This is a genomic window from uncultured Clostridium sp. (assembly GCF_947039605.1).
Taxonomy (GTDB): domain Bacteria; phylum Bacillota; class Clostridia; order Clostridiales; family Clostridiaceae; genus Sarcina.
On the sequence record NZ_CAMQZG010000031.1, the window covers coordinates 20,672 to 39,079 of the forward strand.

Below are 18,408 nucleotides of genomic sequence, written 5' to 3' on the forward strand. Positions count from 1 at the left end.
TGTGTCAACAACCCTAAGTTTTTATTATCTATTTTTACATACTATCAATACATCTTATATTCCTATTATATTATTTATACTATTAGATAAATAATTAAGGCAATAATTGCAAATAATAACTTTGCAGAATAATTAATTGGAGGTGTACACAATGTTAGGTGCAGTACTTTTATACGTTGGGGTTGTTCTTATAACTAATGGGGTTGCTAGATTAACTAATATTGATCCTAAATCAACAGCAATTATGAACCTATTTACTGGTGGATTGTCTATTGTAATGAACTTTGGTAGTCTTCTTATTGCACAAGCTCAAAGTCCTAATTCTATGGGACCTTATTATGCTAGTGCTACAGGTTTATTATTTGGATTTACATATTTGTTTATAGGAATAAACGGTATTTTCAATTTAGATGGTAGAATTTTTGCTTGGTATAGTTTATATGTTACTATAACTACAATTCCAGCTGGTATTTTACAATGGGGTGATGGTACAAATCGCTATAATGTAATGATGGCTATAATTTGGTGGTTATGGGGAGTTCTTTGGGTGACTGCTTGGATAGAAATTGTCCTTAAAATTGACCTTAAGAAATTTACACCATGGCTTAGTATCCTTGAAGGAGTTCTTACAGCTTGGATTCCTGGATTCTTAATAATGACTAATATTTGGATTATGTCATAAAAAAAATGGCTTAGTTTACTAAGCCATTTTTTTGTGTAAAATTTTATGTGCATTTTCATGTGCAAAAGTACTACTAATAAAAAAGTTATCCACATTTTTATCAACAGTTGTTACTTTAATGGACTGTTTTTTATATTCTTCATTATTCTTGGGTATTTCTTACCACAAGATTTAATTTTTTTAACTATAACTAGGTTATGTTTAAGGTCTGTATCTTCAACCTTAACACCTCTTATCTCTTGGATTTCTCCACCAAGTATCTTTACAGCATTTTTCCCTTGTTCCATTTCTTCTTCTATGCTAGGTCCTTTTAGAGGAATAAAATGGCCACCTATTTTTACATAAGGCATACAGAATTCTGAAAGCATACTCATATTTGCAACGGCTCTTGATGTTGCAATATCAAAATTTTCTCTAAAATCATCTTTTCTTGAACCTTCTTCTGCTCTTGAATGTATTGTAGTTACATTTTTAAGTCCAAGCTCAGAAACAACAAGATTTAAGAAGTTTATTCTTTTATTTAAAGCATCTAATAAAGTTACTTTCACATCATCTCTCATAATAGCTATTGGAAGCCCTGGGAACCCTGCACCTGTTCCAACATCTATTATTGAATGTGCATTTTTAAATTCTTCTACATCAAAAGCATTAATACAATCAATAAAGTGTTTTTTTACAACTGCCTCATCTTCTGTTATAGCTGTTAAGTTTACTTTTTCATTCCACTCTTGTAATAAAGCCATATATTTCATAAACTTATTATACTTATCCTCATTAAATTCCATAGAAACCCTATCACAAGCCTCTTTCATTAAATCATAATATTTCAATTTGCTTCCTCCAGTATTTTTATTCTAAATTATCCTATAGATAATCTTTTTGCTCACATTTTAAATATATTTATTTTATAAACCTGTGGATAAGTTTTACAAAAACTTTTCCACAGATTGAATTTTTCCTATTCAAAAAAATAATAGTAAATGACTATCAAAAACATAGCCATTTACTAAAATTATACCTGTTCTACTTCTTTCCTCTTAATTGTTCTATCTGTATTAAAAGAACTGAAATATCAGATGGTGAAACTCCTGATATTCTTGATGCCTGACCTATATTTAAAGGCTTAATTTTTGTAAGCTTTTGTACAGCTTCTGTTCTTAAATTATGAATTAAACTATAATCCATATCCTCTGGTATAAATCTTCTCTCAAGTTTTTTAAACTTTTCAACTTGCTCTAATTGATTACTTATGTAACCTTCATATTTAGCCATTACATTCATTTGGTCACCAATATTTCTTGGTATTTCTGGTCTTTCTAAATCAAGTTCTGCAACCATGAAATAATCAAGTTCTGGTCTTTTTATAAGTTCATAAAGACTTATTGGTTTTTTAAGTTCTGTACTTCCAAGCTTTGTAACTATATCATTAGTTTCATTTTTTGTAGTAACTGCAACTTCTTTAAGTCTCTCTATTTCATTCTCTATATTTTGTTTTCTTTGTGCAAATATAGAATATCTCTCATCATCAACAAGCCCTGCTTCTCTTCCCATTTGTGTAAGTCTCAAATCAGCATTATCTTGTCTTAGTAATAATCTATATTCTGCTCTTGAAGTCATCATTCTATAAGGTTCTGTAGTTCCTTTTGTAACAAGGTCATCAATTAGAACTCCTATATAAGCATCTGATCTTTTAAGAATTAAAGCTTCTTTTTCCTGAACTCTTAATGATGCATTTATACCTGCAACAAGTCCTTGCCCAGCTGCTTCCTCATATCCCGAACTACCATTAACTTGCCCTGCTGCAAAGAAACCTTTGATTTCTTTCATTTCAAGACTTGGTAATAATATTGTGGCATCTATACAATCATATTCTATAGCATAACCAGTTCTCATTATCTCAGCATTTTCAAACCCTTCCATAGTTCTAATCATTTCAACTTGAACATCCTCTGGAAGTGATGATGACATTCCACCAACATACATCTCATCAGTATCTGAACCTTCTGGCTCTAAGAATATCTGATGTTTAACCTTATCAGGGAACCTCTTCATTTTATCTTCGATAGATGGGCAGTATCTTGGTCCTATACTTTTAATAGTTCCATTATACATTGGAGATCTATCCATATTTGCTTCTATAACTGCTTGAGTCTTCTCATTAGTATATCCAAGCCAACATGAAATTTGTTTCTTCTCGTTCTTCTCATTTAAAAATGAGAATGGTGAAACCTCTGAATCTCCTGGTTGTTCTATTAATTTAGAAAAATCAATAGATCTTTTATTAACTCTACAAGGAGTACCTGTCTTAAATCTTCTAAGTTCTATTCCAAGATTCAAAAGTTTCTCTGAAAGTCTATTCGCTGGTACAAGACCATTTGGACCTTCATTAAAATTATTATCTCCTATATAAATCTTACTCTTTAAGTATGTTCCACTAGTTAAAATAACTGACTTACAAGTAAAGTAAGCACCATTTCTAGTTAAAACACCCTTAACCTCGCCATCAACAACATCTACATCAACAACTTCTATTTGTCTTAATTGAAGATTTTCTTGACCCTCAACAGTTCTTTTCATCTCTTGTTGATATAAATTTTTATCAGCCTGTGCTCTAAGTGAGTGCACAGCTGGTCCTTTAGATGTATTAAGCATCTTAGTTTGGATATAAGACTTATCAATATTCTTACCCATCTCTCCACCAAGTGCATCTATCTCTCTAACTATATGCCCTTTAGCTGTTCCCCCAATATTAGGGTTACATGGCATCATAGCAACTGATTCTAGGCTCAGTGTACATAAAAGTGTTTTACAACCCATTCTAGCTGCTGCAAGTCCTGCTTCAACACCAGCATGACCAGCACCAATAACAACTACATCAAAATTTCCTGCATTATAACTCATAATATTCTCCTCCATTAACTACTTACCACAACAGAATTCCATAAAGATTTTAGTAACTAAATCTTCTTCCACTTCTGCCCCAGTAATTTCTCCTAAAGCTCTTAAAGCTGACATAACATAAATAGAAACTAAATCTAAGAATTCATTTCTATTAATTCCATCAAGTCCATTCTCTAAGTTCTCTAATGCTCTATACAAAGCCTGTTTATGTCTTGTATTAGTAACCATTAAACTCTCAGTATCTATACTTCCGCTAAAGAATAAATCCTTAATCTTAGCCTTTAAAACATCGATACCAATAGCTTCTTTAGCTGAAATCTCTATTTTATTAGATAAATCTGCAATAGCTACATCATCTATTTTTCTTTCTAAATCAACCTTATTAAGTAAAACTAGATACTTCTTAGCCTTAATATGATTGATAATTTCCATATCCTCTGAATCTAAAGCTCTACTTGTATCAAGCATGAAAATTACTAAATCAGCTTCATCAATTTTTTCTTTAGATTTCTCAACTCCAATTTTTTCAACAATATCCTCAGTTTCTCTGATTCCTGCTGTATCAATTATTCTAACTGGAATTCCATCAAGATTTATATATTCTTCAATAACATCTCTTGTCGTTCCTGCAACCTCAGTAACAATCGCTCTCTTCTCATTTAAAAGAACATTTAAAAGTGATGATTTACCAACGTTTGGCTTACCAACAATTGCAACACTAAGGCCATCTCTTATAAGCTTACCTTCATCTGCACTCTTAATAAGAAAATCAACTTCAGAAATTAACTTTTCAACGCCATCTTTAACATCAACATTAATACTTGGGTCAACATCCTCTTCATCCTCAGTAAAATCTACTGCATACTCAATTAAGGCTAAAACATCTAAAGTTGCCTGTCTAAGTCTGTTAATTTCAGTAGAAAGTCTACCTTCACTTTGTCTCATAGCAGACTTCATAGAAAGCTCTGTCTTAGCAGTTATTATGTCCATAACAGCTTCTGCTTGGCTAAGGTCTATTCTACCATTTAAGAATGCTCTCTTAGTAAATTCTCCTGGGTCTGCAAGTCTTGCTCCTGCTTTAATAACTTCTTGTAGTACCGCATTAGTAGAAACAACTCCACCATGACAATTAATTTCAACAGTATCCTCAGCAGTAAAACTTCTAGGACCTTTCATAAAGCTAACAATAACTTCATCAAGTGCCTCATTGTTTGAATCTGTAACATGACCATATCTCATTGTGTATGGTTTCATAGAAAACATCTCTTTTCCATTAACCGCTTTAAAAACTTTATCCACAATTTCTAATGATTTATCCCCAGATACTCTAATAATTGCAATTCCACCCTCACCAAGGGCAGTAGCAATCGCTGCGATTGTATCAAATTCTCTCATTACAACCTCCTACAAATAATTTTTTTATATAATATAAGTTTTCCTAACAAAAACATTTAATTCCTATTAAAAATCTAATACTTATTTTACCTAAGTACAGTTAATAAGTCAAAGGACTATTATAGTCATAGTCAATCATTCCCTATTCTAATATCATTTCATAAAATTAGAATTTTAAACATAAAAAAAGAAGCCCTAAGGCTTCTTTATCTTACATTTACTACTATTCCTCTAAAAGGCTCTTGCCCCTCACTCTTAGTAGTAATTTTATTATCCTCTTGAAGTGCTGAATGAATTATCTTTCTTTCATATGGATTCATAGGTTCAAATTTCATTGACCTACCATACTTTTTCACTTTATATGCTGTCTTAAGAGCTAATCTTCTGAGAGTTTCCTCTCTTTTCACTCTATATGAACCTGCATCTAAAATTACTTTTTTATAGATACCCTTATTTGCTTTATTGATAAAGATATTTAGTAAGTACTGTATTGCATCTAAAGTTTCACCTCTATACCCAATGATAGTTCCTACCTCTTCCCCCTTAACATCAATAAAAACTTTATCAGATTCCTCTTTAACAAGGATTTCTAATTCAACACCTATCTTTAAAAGAATTCCCCGTAAAAACAGTTCACATTCTTCTAAAGGATTCTTCTTTATCGTAATTCTAACTTTAGCTGGCTTAGATCCTAAAAAACCTAAGAAACCTTTGCTACCTTCATCAGTAATCGTATATTCGACTTTATCCTTAGAAACTTTCAATTCACTCAAAGCATTCTCTAAAGCATCCTCAACTGTCTTGCCAGTAAATTCGATAGTCTTCATATCCTATCACCAACCTTTGAAGTTTACACTAATTAATTTTTCTTTTTCTTCCCGTTATTCTTTGGAGTAACATCAATTGCACCTGTTTCAACTGCCATTTTAGCCATCTTTCTTTTTTTAGGTAAGATGATTAATAAGTAAGTTTGAACAATTTGTATAACGTTACCAATTATCCAGTAGAATACTAGAAGTGCTGGGAATTTCAATGACATGAATCCAAGCATGAATCCCATAACAATATTCATTGTTCCCATAGGAATTGGGCTATTCTCACCAGAACCTGATCCTTTTTGCATTAGGTATGATGATAAATAAGTTGTTAATCCTGAAAGTACAGGAAGTATATAATATGGATCATGTCCAGTTAAACTGCTTATCCATAAGAATGATGTTCCTTGGAACTGTTGCATTTCTCCAACTTGTCTAAAAACATCATATAAAGCGAATAATATAGGCATTTGTATTATAAGCGGCAAACAACCACCTGACATAGATACCTTATTCTCTTTATAAATCTTCATAACTTCCATATTAGCTTTTTCAGGATTTCCTTTGTACTTTTCCTGAACTTTCTTAACTAGTGGCTGAACTTCCTGCATTTTTGCAGTAGACTTCATTTGCTTCATAGTTAATGGTAATATTAATAACCTAACTAATAAAGTAATTAAAAATACTGCTAAAACTAGTGCTGTTCCTTTTTCTGATATTCCAATAGAAATAACAAAATTGTAGAAAGCCATAAATATTTTAATTAAAACATTAGTAATTGGCGCTAAAAATGTATACAAGCGTTGTACCCCTCCTAGAATTTATTTATTTAACAGGGTCATATCCACCCTTATGGAATGGATGACACCTGAGAATTCTCTTAATAGCCATGAAACTTCCTTTAAAAGCCCCATATTTATTAATAGCATCTATCGCATACTGTGAACATGTAGGCAGATAAATGCATGTTGCTCTCCCTTTCATAGGAGATAAATATTTTCTATAAAACTTTACTATTGCTATCAATAACCTTTTCATTTTGGTACAATCCCGCCTTTTTAAGTAGATGCACTGCTGCGTTCTCTACTTCCTTGTAAGATTTCCCTGCAATAGGGTTTCTAGCTATAAATATAAAATCATGACCTTCTTTAAGCGTTTCACAGTTTAATCTGTAAGATTCTAAAATAAGTCTTTTAACTCTACTTCTAACTACACTCTTTCCAACTTTTTTACTAACGGAGATTCCTACCTTATTATAAGGTGAATTTTTTTCATTTCTATTTTTTCTGTTCTTAAATATATATAAGACTAATAATCTATTAGAAAGAGATTCACCTCTTCTATAAACTAGTCTAAATTCTCTATTTTTTCTTAATGCTTCTATGCTCATTTAAAAGGTTTCACTCCTTAATTTTCTGCTTTTATTACAGATTTTTCTGTTTTTATTACAGAAAAAGACCACATTATAGTGGTCCTTATGCTGTTAATCTTTTTCTACCTTTTTGTCTTCTAGCTTTTAAGATATTTCTTCCAGCTTTAGTTTTCATTCTTTTTCTGAAACCGTGCTCTCTTTTTCTTTGTCTCTTTTTAGGTTGGTATGTCATGAACATTGAAATGCACCCCCTTCAACAAAATATTTTTATAGTAAAAAACTATACGTATTCACTTTTAAAGTTTTACTGTTTAAGTATATAGTTGAATAGCTAAGATGTCAAGAAAATACACCTTTTATGATTTGGTATCTTATGTAAAATAGTTTTTAATTTCATATATATTCATATATATTTTTTCTTTTAATCAAACTACGTATAATTTTTCGATTTTTGAGTTTTCCACAGTTTTTCACCTACTTATCCACAGGACAAGCTTTTTTTGTGTAGATCTTGTCCTATTTTAATTTTATCCACAATTGACTTTATCCACAGGCAAGCTTTTTCTGTGGATAATTTATTGCTATGCTATGTCTAATTATGTTAATATGTATAGGTAAATCTATTAATTTGTGGATTGTTGTACAACTTATCCACACCTGTGGATAAACCTGTGGATAATATGTTTATAACTTTTTTTATGGTTATACTTATATTATATAAAGCCTTTAATTAAGTAACTTTACATAATTCATAAATTGTGGATATAATTTATCCACAGCCTGTGGAAAACTTATTATTATTACATTGATTTTCAACTTTATCCACAAGTATCTGTGGAAAACTTTTTCCAATCACAATTTACTTGTCCACATTGTGGATAAACCTGTGGATAAACTGTGGAAAACTTTTTTCATTAGATTTATACTATGAAATTAAAGCAATTATTAGAATTATTAAATAGCGGAGGATATAAAATGGAAAATCAGCTAAATAATACTTGGGCAAAAGCTCTTGATATTATAAAAAGTGAACTAACTGAAATTAGTTTTAATACATGGATTAAATGTTGTGAACCAGAATCATTAACTGATTATGTTTTAAGACTTACAGTTCCAAATGATTTTACCCGTGGTATACTAGATAAACGTTATAAGGACCTTGTTATTCAAGCTCTTAATATAGTTACCTCTAAAAACATGGATGTAGAATTTCGCTTAGAAAGTGAAACAGAAGAAAAAATAGAAGATCCTTCTGAAGTTTTAAAAATTGATGATTCAGATGATAGTGCTATTGCTATTAGTGATGAAATGTCTACAACATTAAATCCTAAATATACTTTTAACTCTTTTGTTATCGGTAACAGTAATAGATTCGCTCATGCAGCTTCATTAGCTGTTGCTGAGTCACCTGCTAAAGCTTACAACCCTCTATTTATATATGGTGGTGTAGGTCTTGGAAAAACTCACTTAATGCATGCTATTGGACATTACATACTAAAAGAAAATCCTAAAGCGCAAGTAGTGTATGTATCTTCAGAGAAATTTACTAATGAACTTATAAATGCAATAAAAGATGACAAGAATGAAGAATTCAGAAATAAATATAGAAATATCGATGTTCTTCTAATTGATGATGTCCAATTTATTGCTGGAAAAGAAAGAACTCAAGAAGAGTTTTTCCATACATTTAATGCCTTACATGAGGCTAATAAACAAATAATCCTATCATCAGATAGACCTCCAAAAGAGATACCAACTCTTGAGGCTAGATTAAGATCAAGATTTGAATGGGGCTTAATTGCTGATATTCAGGCTCCTGATTTTGAAACTAGAATGGCTATACTTAAGAAAAAAGCTGATTTAGAGCATCTTAATGTATCAAATGATGTTATGGTTTATGTTGCAACAAAAATAAAATCTAATATAAGAGAACTTGAAGGTGCGCTTATAAGAATACTTGCTTATGCATCTCTTACTAATAGAGAAATCTCTGTAGAATTAGCTGCTGAGGCTCTTAAAGGTATTATTGCAAATAAAGGCACAGCTATTATTACTGTTGATACAATACAAGAATCAGTTGCAAATTACTTTAATTTAAGAATTGAAGATTTAAAATCCCAAAGACGAACTAGAGCAATTTCTTATCCTAGACAAATTGCTATGTATTTAAGTAGAAAATTAACAGATATGTCTTTACCTAAAATTGGAGCTGAATTTGGAGGAAGAGATCATACTACTGTAATACATGCATATGAAAAAATTTCTGAAAGTTATAAAACGGATGAAGCTCTTCAAAATATAATTAATGACATTACTAACAAATTTGGCCATAAATAATCCACAGCCTGTGGATAACTTTTTGTGGATAACTTTTTCTCAAAAATAGTTATCCACAATTTCAATTTCACCTGTGGATAACTTCGGTAGTTATCCACAGACTTATCCACAGGCAATTTAGCACTCTAGACCGCATTATTACTAGCTTTTAAAAAGTTATCCACATAATCCACAGCCCCTATTACTATTACTATATATTTTTTAATATATATTTATCTATATTTAAGGGTTTTTGGAGTTTTATTTTTTGTTAGATTTTTAAGGAGGATTTTACTATGAAATTCATATGTGAAAAAAGTAAATTACAAGATGCTATAGCTATAGCACAAAAGGCAATAACTGGTAGAACAACTATGCCTATATTAGAAGGTATGTATATAGATTGCAAAGACAATACTATAACATTTATAGGATCTGATAAAGATGTCAGTATAGAAACTAAAATAGAAGCTAATATACTTGAATCTGGTAATATAGTTGTAGATGCTAAAATATTAGGAGAGATTGTTAGAAAACTTCCTAATGCTGAAGTAACTATAAGCACAGAAGAAAATAATATATTAAAAATAGAATGTCTTAAATCAGTTTTTGATTTAGTACATATGAGCTCAGAGGAGTTTCCTAGTTTGCCAACAATAGATGTGGATAAATCATTCAATATTCCACAGGGACTGTTAAAAAATATGATAAAAGGAACATCTTTTGCAACTGCACAAGATGAAACTAGACCTATCCTTCAAGGAATTCTTTTTGAAGTTTGTGATTCAAAACTTAATTTAGTAGCACTTGATGGATATAGATTAGCATTAAGAAGAGAATTCATAGATAATACAAATAATATTGCTAGAGTAATTCCTGGAAAAACATTTAATGAGGTTTCAAAAATATTAGATGACGCAAATACAATTGTTGAGATTACATTTACAAAAAATCATATATTATTCGATATGGGGAAAACTAGAATAATATCAAGATTGCTAGAAGGTGATTTTATAAGTTATAGTTCACTATTACCAAAAGAGTATAAAATTTTAGTTGAAGTAAATAAACAAGAACTACAAAATGGAATTGAAAGAGCTTCTCTTATGGCTAAGGATGGAAATACAAACTTAGTAAAGTTTAATATTTCAAATGACAATATGGTAATTACATCTAATTCTCAATTAGGGAAAGTTAGAGAAGAAGTTTCAGTAGAAATGCAAGGTGAAGATTTACAAATTGCATTTAATTCAAAATACTTAATTGATGTATTAAAAAGCATGGAAGAAGAAACAATTCAAATAAAATTAACAAGCAGCGTAGCGCCTTGTATTATTAAAAATAAAGATAATGATGATTGTGAGTATTTAGTTCTTCCTGTAAGAATGGCTAAATAATTTAAAATACTATAAAGATAAAAGAGGAGGATACTATAAGCTCTAGAAATGAGCTTATAGTAAAATAAAAATATGGAAAAAGTTAAAATAGAAACAGAAATAATAAAATTAGATTCATTCTTAAAATGGTGTGGAGCTGTTAGTTTAGGCTCAGAAGCAAAATTTTATATCAGAGAAGAAGTTGTTTTAGTTAATGGTGAAGTTTGTATACAAAGAGGTAAGAAATTAAGAGTTGGAGATGAAGTTGAATTCCAAGGAGAAATTTATAAGATAATTTAATAAAATCAAGGTCTTACAATCCATAATATGATATAATTAATAAAGGTGTTTTTATGTATATTAAGAGTTTACAATTATTAAATTATAGAAATTATAAAAACCTAGCGATAGAACTAGGTCAAAATGTAAATGTGTTTATGGGTGATAATGCACAAGGAAAAACTAATATACTTGAGGCCATTTATTACTGCGCATTTGCTAGGTCACATAGAACTAATAAAGATAAAGAACTTATAAGTGTGGATGAAGATAAATCATTTATAAGATTAGAAGTAGGAACTAATAGATTAGATAAAAGAATAGATATAAACATATTGAAAGATGGAAAAAAAGCAATATCAATAAATTCAATAAAGGTTTCTAAGATAAGTGAACTTGTAGGAACCTTTAATGTTGTCATGTTCTCTCCTGAAGACTTACGAATCGTTAAGGAATCCCCTGGTGTTAGAAGAAAGTTTATAGATATGGAGTTATGTCAATTAAACTCTAAATATTATTATAACCTTGTACAATACAACAAGGTTCTTGTCGAGAGAAATAGTTTGTTAAAACAAAGAAGCATAGATGATTCAATGTTGGATATTTATGATATGCAGCTTGCCCAATATGGAAAGTTTATAGTCAATTCAAGATTAAAGTATATGGAAAAATTAAATCTTTACTCAGAGGATATCCATAGAGATATTACAAGTGGGAAAGAAGTTATAGAATTTAAGTATGTATCTACTGTTAAAAATTTAGAGGATATAGAACAAAGTTTAATTGATCAATTAAAGTCTTCAAGAAGACGGGACATTGAAAAAAGAACAACTTCAGTGGGTCCTCATAGAGATGATTTTACAATTCTCTTAAATAATATGGATTCTAAAATTTATGGTTCACAAGGACAGCAAAGAACAGCTGTTTTAACTATAAAATTTGCATCGCTAAGAATAATAAAGGAGCTCACTAGTGAGTTTCCTGTTTTACTTTTAGATGATGTTTTATCTGAATTAGATTTTAATAGAAAAGCATATGTACTAAGGTCTATAAGAGAAATTCAAAGTATAATAACATGCACAGGGATTGAAGATTTAACTAACTATTTAGATGAAAAATCGAAAGTTTTTAAAGTTAAAGATGGATTCATTAATGCTTAGAAGGAGGAATATCTGTGTTTCTACACTTAGGGGAAAATGTAGTTGTTCCCATTAAAGATGTTATAGGTATATTTGATATACAGTCAGCTATGGATAGTTCAGATACTATTCAGTTTTTAAGAATGGCTGACGAAGATGGATTCGTTGAAAGAATAACAGAGGAAAAACCAAAGTCATTTGTTATTGCAGAGGTTGATAAAATGAGCAGAGTTTATTTATCACCAATATCATCAGCGACACTGACAAAAAGAACTGATGTAAATTATAATCAAAATCCTTAAATCTTAATGCTTTGGCCTTAATATTTTAGGGGAAGTGTATGTAGTAGGAGGAATTATATGTTAGAACAAAACAACCAAAACTATGATGATAGTCAGATTCAGGTTTTAGAAGGCCTTGAAGCTGTAAGAAAAAGACCTGGAATGTACATAGGAAGTACAAGTTCAAGAGGATTACACCACTTAGTTTATGAGATAGTGGATAACAGTATTGATGAGGCTTTAGCTGGTTATTGTGACACAATTAAAGTATGTATTCACAAAGATGATTCTATAACAGTTACAGATAACGGTAGAGGTATGCCAGTTGGGATGAATGCTAAAATGGGAAAACCAACTGTAGAAGTTATAATGACTGTTCTGCATGCTGGAGGTAAATTTGGTGGCGGAGGCTATAAAGTTTCAGGGGGACTGCATGGTGTTGGTGCATCAGTAGTTAACGCGCTATCACAAGATTGTATAGTAACAGTAAATAGAGATGGACAAAAATACCAACAATCATATCAGAAAGGTAAAGTTGTTACAGATTTAAATGTTATAGGTACTTCAGAGCACACAGGAACAAGTGTATTCTTCAAACCGGATGTAGATATATTTGAGGAAACTGCTTATGATTTTGAGATATTATCTCAAAGATTAAGAGAACTTGCATTTTTAAATAAAGGCATAAAAATAGAGCTAATCGATGAGAGAGAAGAAGAATTTATTATAGAAAATTTCCATTATGAAGGTGGAATTAAGTCATTTGTTTCTTTCTTAAATAGAAATAAAGAGCCATTACATGATGAGCCAATTTATGTTGAGGGTGAAAAAGATGAAATCCTAGTTGAAGTGGCACTTCAATATCATGATGGATATAACGAAAATATTTTTACATTTGCTAATAATATTGACACTATAGAGGGTGGGACTCACCTTGCAGGATTTAAAACTTCTTTAACAAGAGTTGTAAATGACTATGCAAGAAAGTTTGGTCATTTAAAAGAAAATGATAAAAACTTATCTGGTGACGATATAAGAGAAGGTCTTACAGCTGTAATTTCTGTAAAAATGACAGACCCACAATTTGAAGGGCAAACTAAAACAAAACTTGGAAATACAGAAGTAAGAAGTGCCGTTGAATCAGTATTAGGACCTGGAATTTCAGAATTCTTAGGAGAAAATCCTGCAATTGGTAAAATTATAATAGAAAAAGCACTTGTTGCATCAAGAGCAAGGGAAGCAGCTAGAAAAGCAAGAGAACTTACTAGAAAATCAGTATTAGAAAGAAGTTCATTACCAGGAAAGCTTGCAGATTGTGCTTCAAAAGATCCAAGAGAAAGTGAGATTTATATAGTTGAGGGAGATTCAGCGGGTGGTTCAGCTAAGCAAGGAAGAAATAGACACTTCCAAGCTATTTTACCTTTAAGAGGTAAGATTATGAACGTTGAAAAACAAAGACTTGATAAAATTTTAGGTTCAGAAACAATAAGATCTCTTATAACTGCTATAGGAGCAGGAATAGGACCAGAATTTGATATAGAAAAGATTAGATATCATAGAATAATAATAATGACTGATGCCGATGTTGATGGTGCTCATATCAGAACTTTATTATTAACATTCTTCTATAGATACATGAGAGAACTTGTAGAGGGCGGACATGTTTGTATTGCACAACCACCTTTATTTAAGATTTCAAAAGGTAAAAAAGAAGTATATGTTTATTCAGATGCTGAACTTGAAGCTACACTTATAGAGTTTGGTGGAAAAGATAGTTCTGTTAATATTCAAAGATATAAGGGTTTAGGAGAGATGAATGCATCTCAATTATGGGATACAACAATGAACCCAGATGAAAGAATTTTATTAAGAGCAAATGTTGAAGATGCTATGGCAGCAGATGAAATATTTACAATTCTTATGGGAGATAAAGTTGAACCAAGAAGAGAATTCATACAGAAGAATGCTAATAAAGTTAGCAATCTAGATGTATAGTCTAATACGAGGTGAAGTAAATGAGTTTTAATGAGGGAAAAATTATACCCATAGATATTAAAAATGAAATGAAAAAATGTTATATAGACTATGCGATGAGTGTTATAGTAGGGCGTGCATTACCAGATGTAAGAGATGGTTTAAAGCCTGTACACAGAAGAATACTTTATGCTATGAAAGAACTTAATCTATATCCTGAAAAAGGATATAGAAAATGTGCAAGAATAGTTGGAGAAGTTTTAGGTAAGTATCACCCACATGGTGACTCATCAGTTTATGAAGCATTAGTTAGAATGGCTCAAGATTTCTCAATGAGAGAAATGCTTGTTGATGGACATGGTAACTTTGGATCAGTTGATGGTGATTCAGCAGCTGCTATGAGATATACAGAGGCTAAAATGGCTAAGATCGCAAGTGAAATGCTTAGAGATATTCAAAAGAATACTGTTGATTTTATTCCAAACTTTGATGGTGAAGAAGAAGAACCAGTAGTATTACCTTCAAGATATCCGAACCTTTTAGTTAATGGTTCTTCAGGAATTGCGGTTGGTATGGCAACAAATATACCACCACATAACCTTGCAGAAGTAATTGATGGAACTATTGCTTTAATGGAAAATCCAGAACTTGCATCACTTGAACTTATGCAATATATAAAAGGACCAGATTTCCCTACTTCAGGAATAATCATGGGTAGATCTGGGATAAGAGCTGCATATGAAACCGGTAGAGGAAAAGTTGTAGTTAGAGCAAAAGCTGAAATTGAAGAAGAGAATGGAAGAAACAAAATTATCGTAACAGAGCTTCCATACCAAGTAAATAAAGCAAGACTTGTAGAGAGTATAGCTAATCTTGTTAAAGATAAAAAGCTTACAGGAATATCAGATTTAAGAGATGAATCTGATAGAGATGGAATGAGAGTTGTTATTGAGCTTAAGAGAGATGCAAATGCAAATGTTGTATTAAATATGCTTTATAAGCATACAAAAATGCAAGATACATTTGGAATAATCAACTTAGCACTAGTTAATAATGAGCCTCAAGTTTTAAACTTAAAGCAAATGTTAGCTCATTATATTGAGTTCCAAAAAGAAGTAGTAACAAGAAGAACTATTTTTGATGTGAATAAAGCTAACGAAAGAGCACATATATTAGAAGGGCTTAGAATAGCACTTGATAATATAGATGTTGTTATTAGCATAATAAGAAATTCTAAAACATCAGATATAGCGAAAGCTGAGCTTATGGATAAATTCAATTTAAGCGAAAAGCAATCAACATCTATACTTGAGATGAGACTTAGAAGACTTACAGGACTTGAAAGAGATAAGATAGAAGCTGAATATAATGAACTTATGAAGCTTATTGATTATTTAAATGAAATTTTAGGTTGTGAAATTAGACTTCTTGAAGTAATTAAAGAGGAGCTTTTAGCTGTTAGAGCTAAATTTGCAACTCCAAGACTTAGTTATATAGAGCAACAAATGAATGAAATAGATATAGAAGACTTAATTCAAGAGGAAGATGTTGTTATAACATTAACTCACTCTGGATACGTTAAGAGAATACAAGCGGATACTTACTCAGCTCAAAATAGAGGTGGTAAGGGAATACAAGCAATGACTACTAAAGGTGATGACTTTGTAGAACATGTATTTGTTACATCAACACATTCAGATGTATTATTCTTTACAAACCTTGGAAAAGTTTATAAATTAAGAGCTTATGAGATACCAGATGCAGGAAGAACTGCGAAAGGGCTTAATCTTGTAAACTTAATTCAAATAGATGCTGATGAAAGAATAGAGACAGTTCTTACTATTAAAGATAGTCAAGATACAGAAGGATTTTTATTCATGGCAACAAAGCAAGGGGTAGTTAAGAAAACTCCAATAGCACACTTTAAAAATATTAGAAAATCAGGATTAATAGCTATAAGCTTAAGAGATGGTGATGAACTTCTTAAGGTTAAAGTAACTCATGGTGATGCTAATATGATAGTTGTAACTAGAAATGGTTATGCAATTAGATTTAAAGAAGAAGATGTTAGACCTATGGGAAGAACAGCTTCAGGAGTTAGAGCTATAAGACTTAGAAAAGATGATTATGCTGTATGTTTAGATATTGCAGTTGAAGAAGAAAAACTTCTTATAATAAGTGAAAATGGAATAGGAAAAAGAACACCACTATCAGAATATAAAGTTCAAAATAGAGGTGGTATGGGACTTATAACATATAAAGTAACTGAAAAAACAGGTAAGGTTGCAGGTGCTACAGTATGTAAATTTGATGATGAAATGATGCTTATTAATACTAATGGTGTTGCTATTAGAATTGGTGTAGAGAAAATTTCAATCACTGGAAGAGCTACAAGTGGTGTTAATCTTATGAGAACTATTAATGATGAAGTAATAGTTGCAATTGCTAAAATACCAGCTAGTGAAAAAATAAATGTTTCAGATGATGAAAGCATTGAAGATGTAGAATTTGAAAATGTTGAAGAGAATTTAGTTCAAGAGACTTTAAATACTGAAAATGGTTTAGAGGAACTAATTGAAAGAGCTGAATCTGAAGAAGAATAAATAACTATATATTATAGTTTGATCGTATTTATACAAATAAGTATAAATACGATCTTTTTTTATACGACAATAAAAATGGGTTTAATAAAACAAAATTATGAAAGTTAAATTATGGGGGAATTATGGGAAAAATTTTAATTAGTGACGTAGATCATACAATATACTTTTTAGATGAAAGAGATATAAAAAATTCAAAAGCTATAAAGAAGTTTAAAGAAAACAATATGATTATAGCATGTAGTGGGCGAGGACTTAATGGGATAATTGAAACAGAGGAAGAAATAGATGTAAGGTTTGACTACTATATACTATTGAATGGAGCGCTTATTGCAGATAAAAATAGAAAAGTATTAAAGCATGAAGAAATTAACTATAAGTGCTTAGAGGGAATTTTAGAGCTTACAAATAAAGCAAGTTTAGGAGTGTGTATAAATGATGGATATGACTACCATTTAGTTCAAGGTGAACATAATACATTAAAGTTAGAAAATATAAAAGAATATAAAGATAAAAAAGTTTCAGCCTTGGCGGTAGGGTATAGATTAAATGATAATAATTTTGATGAAATGTTAAATATAATAGTAGATGAAATAAATAGTAGATATGGGGAATATGTAAATGCATATAAGAATACAAAGTATATTGATATAGTTCCAGCAGGATGTTCAAAAGGAAATGCAATAAATGAATTAGAAGAGAGTTGGAAGTTGGATTATAAGAATATATATACAGTTGGTGATTCAGAAAATGATGTTACGATGTTAAATAATAAATATGTAAGTTTTACTTTTAATAGTTCAAAATCATTTTTAAAAGAAATGGTTGATTATATTATAGATGAGTTTCCAGAGTGTTTAGATATTATAGAAAAGTTATAATAATAATAAGAAAGTAGGCATGAATAAAGTGATAGAAACCCTTTAAATATAGAGAATAGGGATATATTTAAAGGGGAATATAGAAGGCTAAAGATTTAATTAAGTTAAACATTACCAAGCGTATCTAAGAATAAAAAAGTTAGAAAAACAAAGAAAAACAAAGAAAATAAGGAATAAATGATTTGGATTTAATATAATGGATACTGAGAAATAGACCTAAAATGATAAAATAAATCTTGTCGTTAGGACAACACAGAAAACTTTAAATTAAAAGTTTTTAAAAATATGTTGACATGAATACGATAAAATGATAATATAAAGAAGTTGCTTAACGCAACAACTTATAAGGTCTTTGAAAATTAAACAGAAGAAATTAAGTAAACCAGCAATTCTTTTT

General features: G+C 30.5%; 17 protein-coding genes. 9 read left to right on the plus strand and 8 right to left on the minus strand.

Going from position 1 to position 18,408, the window contains the following annotated elements; genetic code table 11:
- Nucleotides 1-151 precede the first annotated feature (151 nt).
- Nucleotides 152-682 carry an AmiS/UreI family transporter gene (locus Q0V24_RS11865; RefSeq protein ID WP_297521742.1) on the plus strand — a complete coding sequence of 177 codons (531 nt, stop codon included), beginning with the start codon at nucleotides 152-154 and terminating at the stop codon, nucleotides 680-682.
- 110 nt (nucleotides 683-792) lie between these two features.
- Here Q0V24_RS11865 and rsmG read toward each other — a convergent pair whose 3' ends face one another.
- The 8 genes from rsmG to rpmH form a co-directional block, all read right to left on the minus strand.
- A complete protein-coding gene (gene rsmG / locus Q0V24_RS11870) occupies nucleotides 793-1,512 on the minus strand; it encodes a 16S rRNA (guanine(527)-N(7))-methyltransferase RsmG (protein ID WP_297521744.1) in 720 nt (239 codons plus the stop codon).
- 193 nt (nucleotides 1,513-1,705) lie between these two features.
- Nucleotides 1,706-3,583 carry a tRNA uridine-5-carboxymethylaminomethyl(34) synthesis enzyme MnmG gene (mnmG, locus tag Q0V24_RS11875; RefSeq protein WP_297521746.1) on the minus strand — a complete coding sequence of 626 codons (1,878 nt, stop codon included), beginning with the start codon at nucleotides 3,581-3,583 and terminating at the stop codon, nucleotides 1,706-1,708.
- An 18-nt stretch (nucleotides 3,584-3,601) separates the two neighbouring features.
- The gene (gene mnmE / locus Q0V24_RS11880) at nucleotides 3,602-4,978 is read right to left on the minus strand and encodes a tRNA uridine-5-carboxymethylaminomethyl(34) synthesis GTPase MnmE (protein WP_297521748.1); all 1,377 of its coding nucleotides are present in this window, start codon (nucleotides 4,976-4,978) and stop codon (nucleotides 3,602-3,604) included.
- 206 nt (nucleotides 4,979-5,184) lie between these two features.
- A complete protein-coding gene (jag, locus tag Q0V24_RS11885) occupies nucleotides 5,185-5,805 on the minus strand; it encodes an RNA-binding cell elongation regulator Jag/EloR (RefSeq protein ID WP_297521750.1) in 621 nt (206 codons plus the stop codon).
- 32 nt (nucleotides 5,806-5,837) lie between these two features.
- Entirely contained in the window at nucleotides 5,838-6,593 is a 756-nt protein-coding gene (gene yidC / locus Q0V24_RS11890; RefSeq protein WP_297521752.1) for a membrane protein insertase YidC, read from the minus strand.
- A 25-nt stretch (nucleotides 6,594-6,618) separates the two neighbouring features.
- Complete coding sequence (gene yidD, locus Q0V24_RS11895) at nucleotides 6,619-6,831, minus strand: membrane protein insertion efficiency factor YidD (protein ID WP_297521754.1); 213 nt, start codon at nucleotides 6,829-6,831, stop codon at nucleotides 6,619-6,621.
- Entirely contained in the window at nucleotides 6,794-7,183 is a 390-nt protein-coding gene (rnpA, locus tag Q0V24_RS11900; protein WP_297521756.1) for a ribonuclease P protein component, read from the minus strand. Before rnpA ends, yidD begins: the two co-directional genes overlap by 38 nt.
- A gap of 85 nt (nucleotides 7,184-7,268) precedes the next feature.
- Nucleotides 7,269-7,403, minus strand: coding sequence for a 50S ribosomal protein L34 (gene rpmH, locus Q0V24_RS11905; protein WP_297521758.1), 135 nt, complete (start codon nucleotides 7,401-7,403; stop codon nucleotides 7,269-7,271).
- A gap of 737 nt (nucleotides 7,404-8,140) precedes the next feature.
- On the opposite strand from rpmH, the gene dnaA reads away from it, so the two are divergent.
- The 8 genes from dnaA to Q0V24_RS11945 all read left to right on the plus strand — a co-directional run bounded on the left by dnaA (nucleotide 8,141) and on the right by Q0V24_RS11945 (nucleotide 18,011).
- Entirely contained in the window at nucleotides 8,141-9,502 is a 1,362-nt protein-coding gene (dnaA, locus tag Q0V24_RS11910) for a chromosomal replication initiator protein DnaA (protein ID WP_297521760.1), read from the plus strand.
- Nucleotides 9,503-9,777: 275 nt separating this feature from the next.
- On the plus strand, nucleotides 9,778-10,878 hold the full coding sequence (dnaN, locus tag Q0V24_RS11915; protein WP_297521762.1) for a DNA polymerase III subunit beta: 1,101 nt from the start codon (nucleotides 9,778-9,780) through the stop codon (nucleotides 10,876-10,878).
- Between the two features lie 72 nt (nucleotides 10,879-10,950).
- The gene (yaaA, locus tag Q0V24_RS11920; RefSeq protein ID WP_297521764.1) at nucleotides 10,951-11,157 is read left to right on the plus strand and encodes a S4 domain-containing protein YaaA; all 207 of its coding nucleotides are present in this window, start codon (nucleotides 10,951-10,953) and stop codon (nucleotides 11,155-11,157) included.
- Nucleotides 11,158-11,210: 53 nt separating this feature from the next.
- The gene (recF, locus tag Q0V24_RS11925) at nucleotides 11,211-12,296 is read left to right on the plus strand and encodes a DNA replication/repair protein RecF (RefSeq protein ID WP_297521766.1); all 1,086 of its coding nucleotides are present in this window, start codon (nucleotides 11,211-11,213) and stop codon (nucleotides 12,294-12,296) included.
- Between the two features lie 14 nt (nucleotides 12,297-12,310).
- Nucleotides 12,311-12,577 carry an extracellular matrix regulator RemB gene (gene remB / locus Q0V24_RS11930; protein ID WP_297521768.1) on the plus strand — a complete coding sequence of 89 codons (267 nt, stop codon included), beginning with the start codon at nucleotides 12,311-12,313 and terminating at the stop codon, nucleotides 12,575-12,577.
- Nucleotides 12,578-12,634: 57 nt separating this feature from the next.
- On the plus strand, nucleotides 12,635-14,551 hold the full coding sequence (gyrB, locus tag Q0V24_RS11935) for a DNA topoisomerase (ATP-hydrolyzing) subunit B (RefSeq protein ID WP_297521770.1): 1,917 nt from the start codon (nucleotides 12,635-12,637) through the stop codon (nucleotides 14,549-14,551).
- Between the two features lie 20 nt (nucleotides 14,552-14,571).
- Complete coding sequence (gene gyrA / locus Q0V24_RS11940; RefSeq protein ID WP_297521772.1) at nucleotides 14,572-17,133, plus strand: DNA gyrase subunit A; 2,562 nt, start codon at nucleotides 14,572-14,574, stop codon at nucleotides 17,131-17,133.
- 122 nt (nucleotides 17,134-17,255) lie between these two features.
- The gene (locus tag Q0V24_RS11945) at nucleotides 17,256-18,011 is read left to right on the plus strand and encodes an HAD-IIB family hydrolase (protein WP_297521774.1); all 756 of its coding nucleotides are present in this window, start codon (nucleotides 17,256-17,258) and stop codon (nucleotides 18,009-18,011) included.
- The last annotated feature ends 397 nt before the right edge of the window (nucleotides 18,012-18,408 follow it).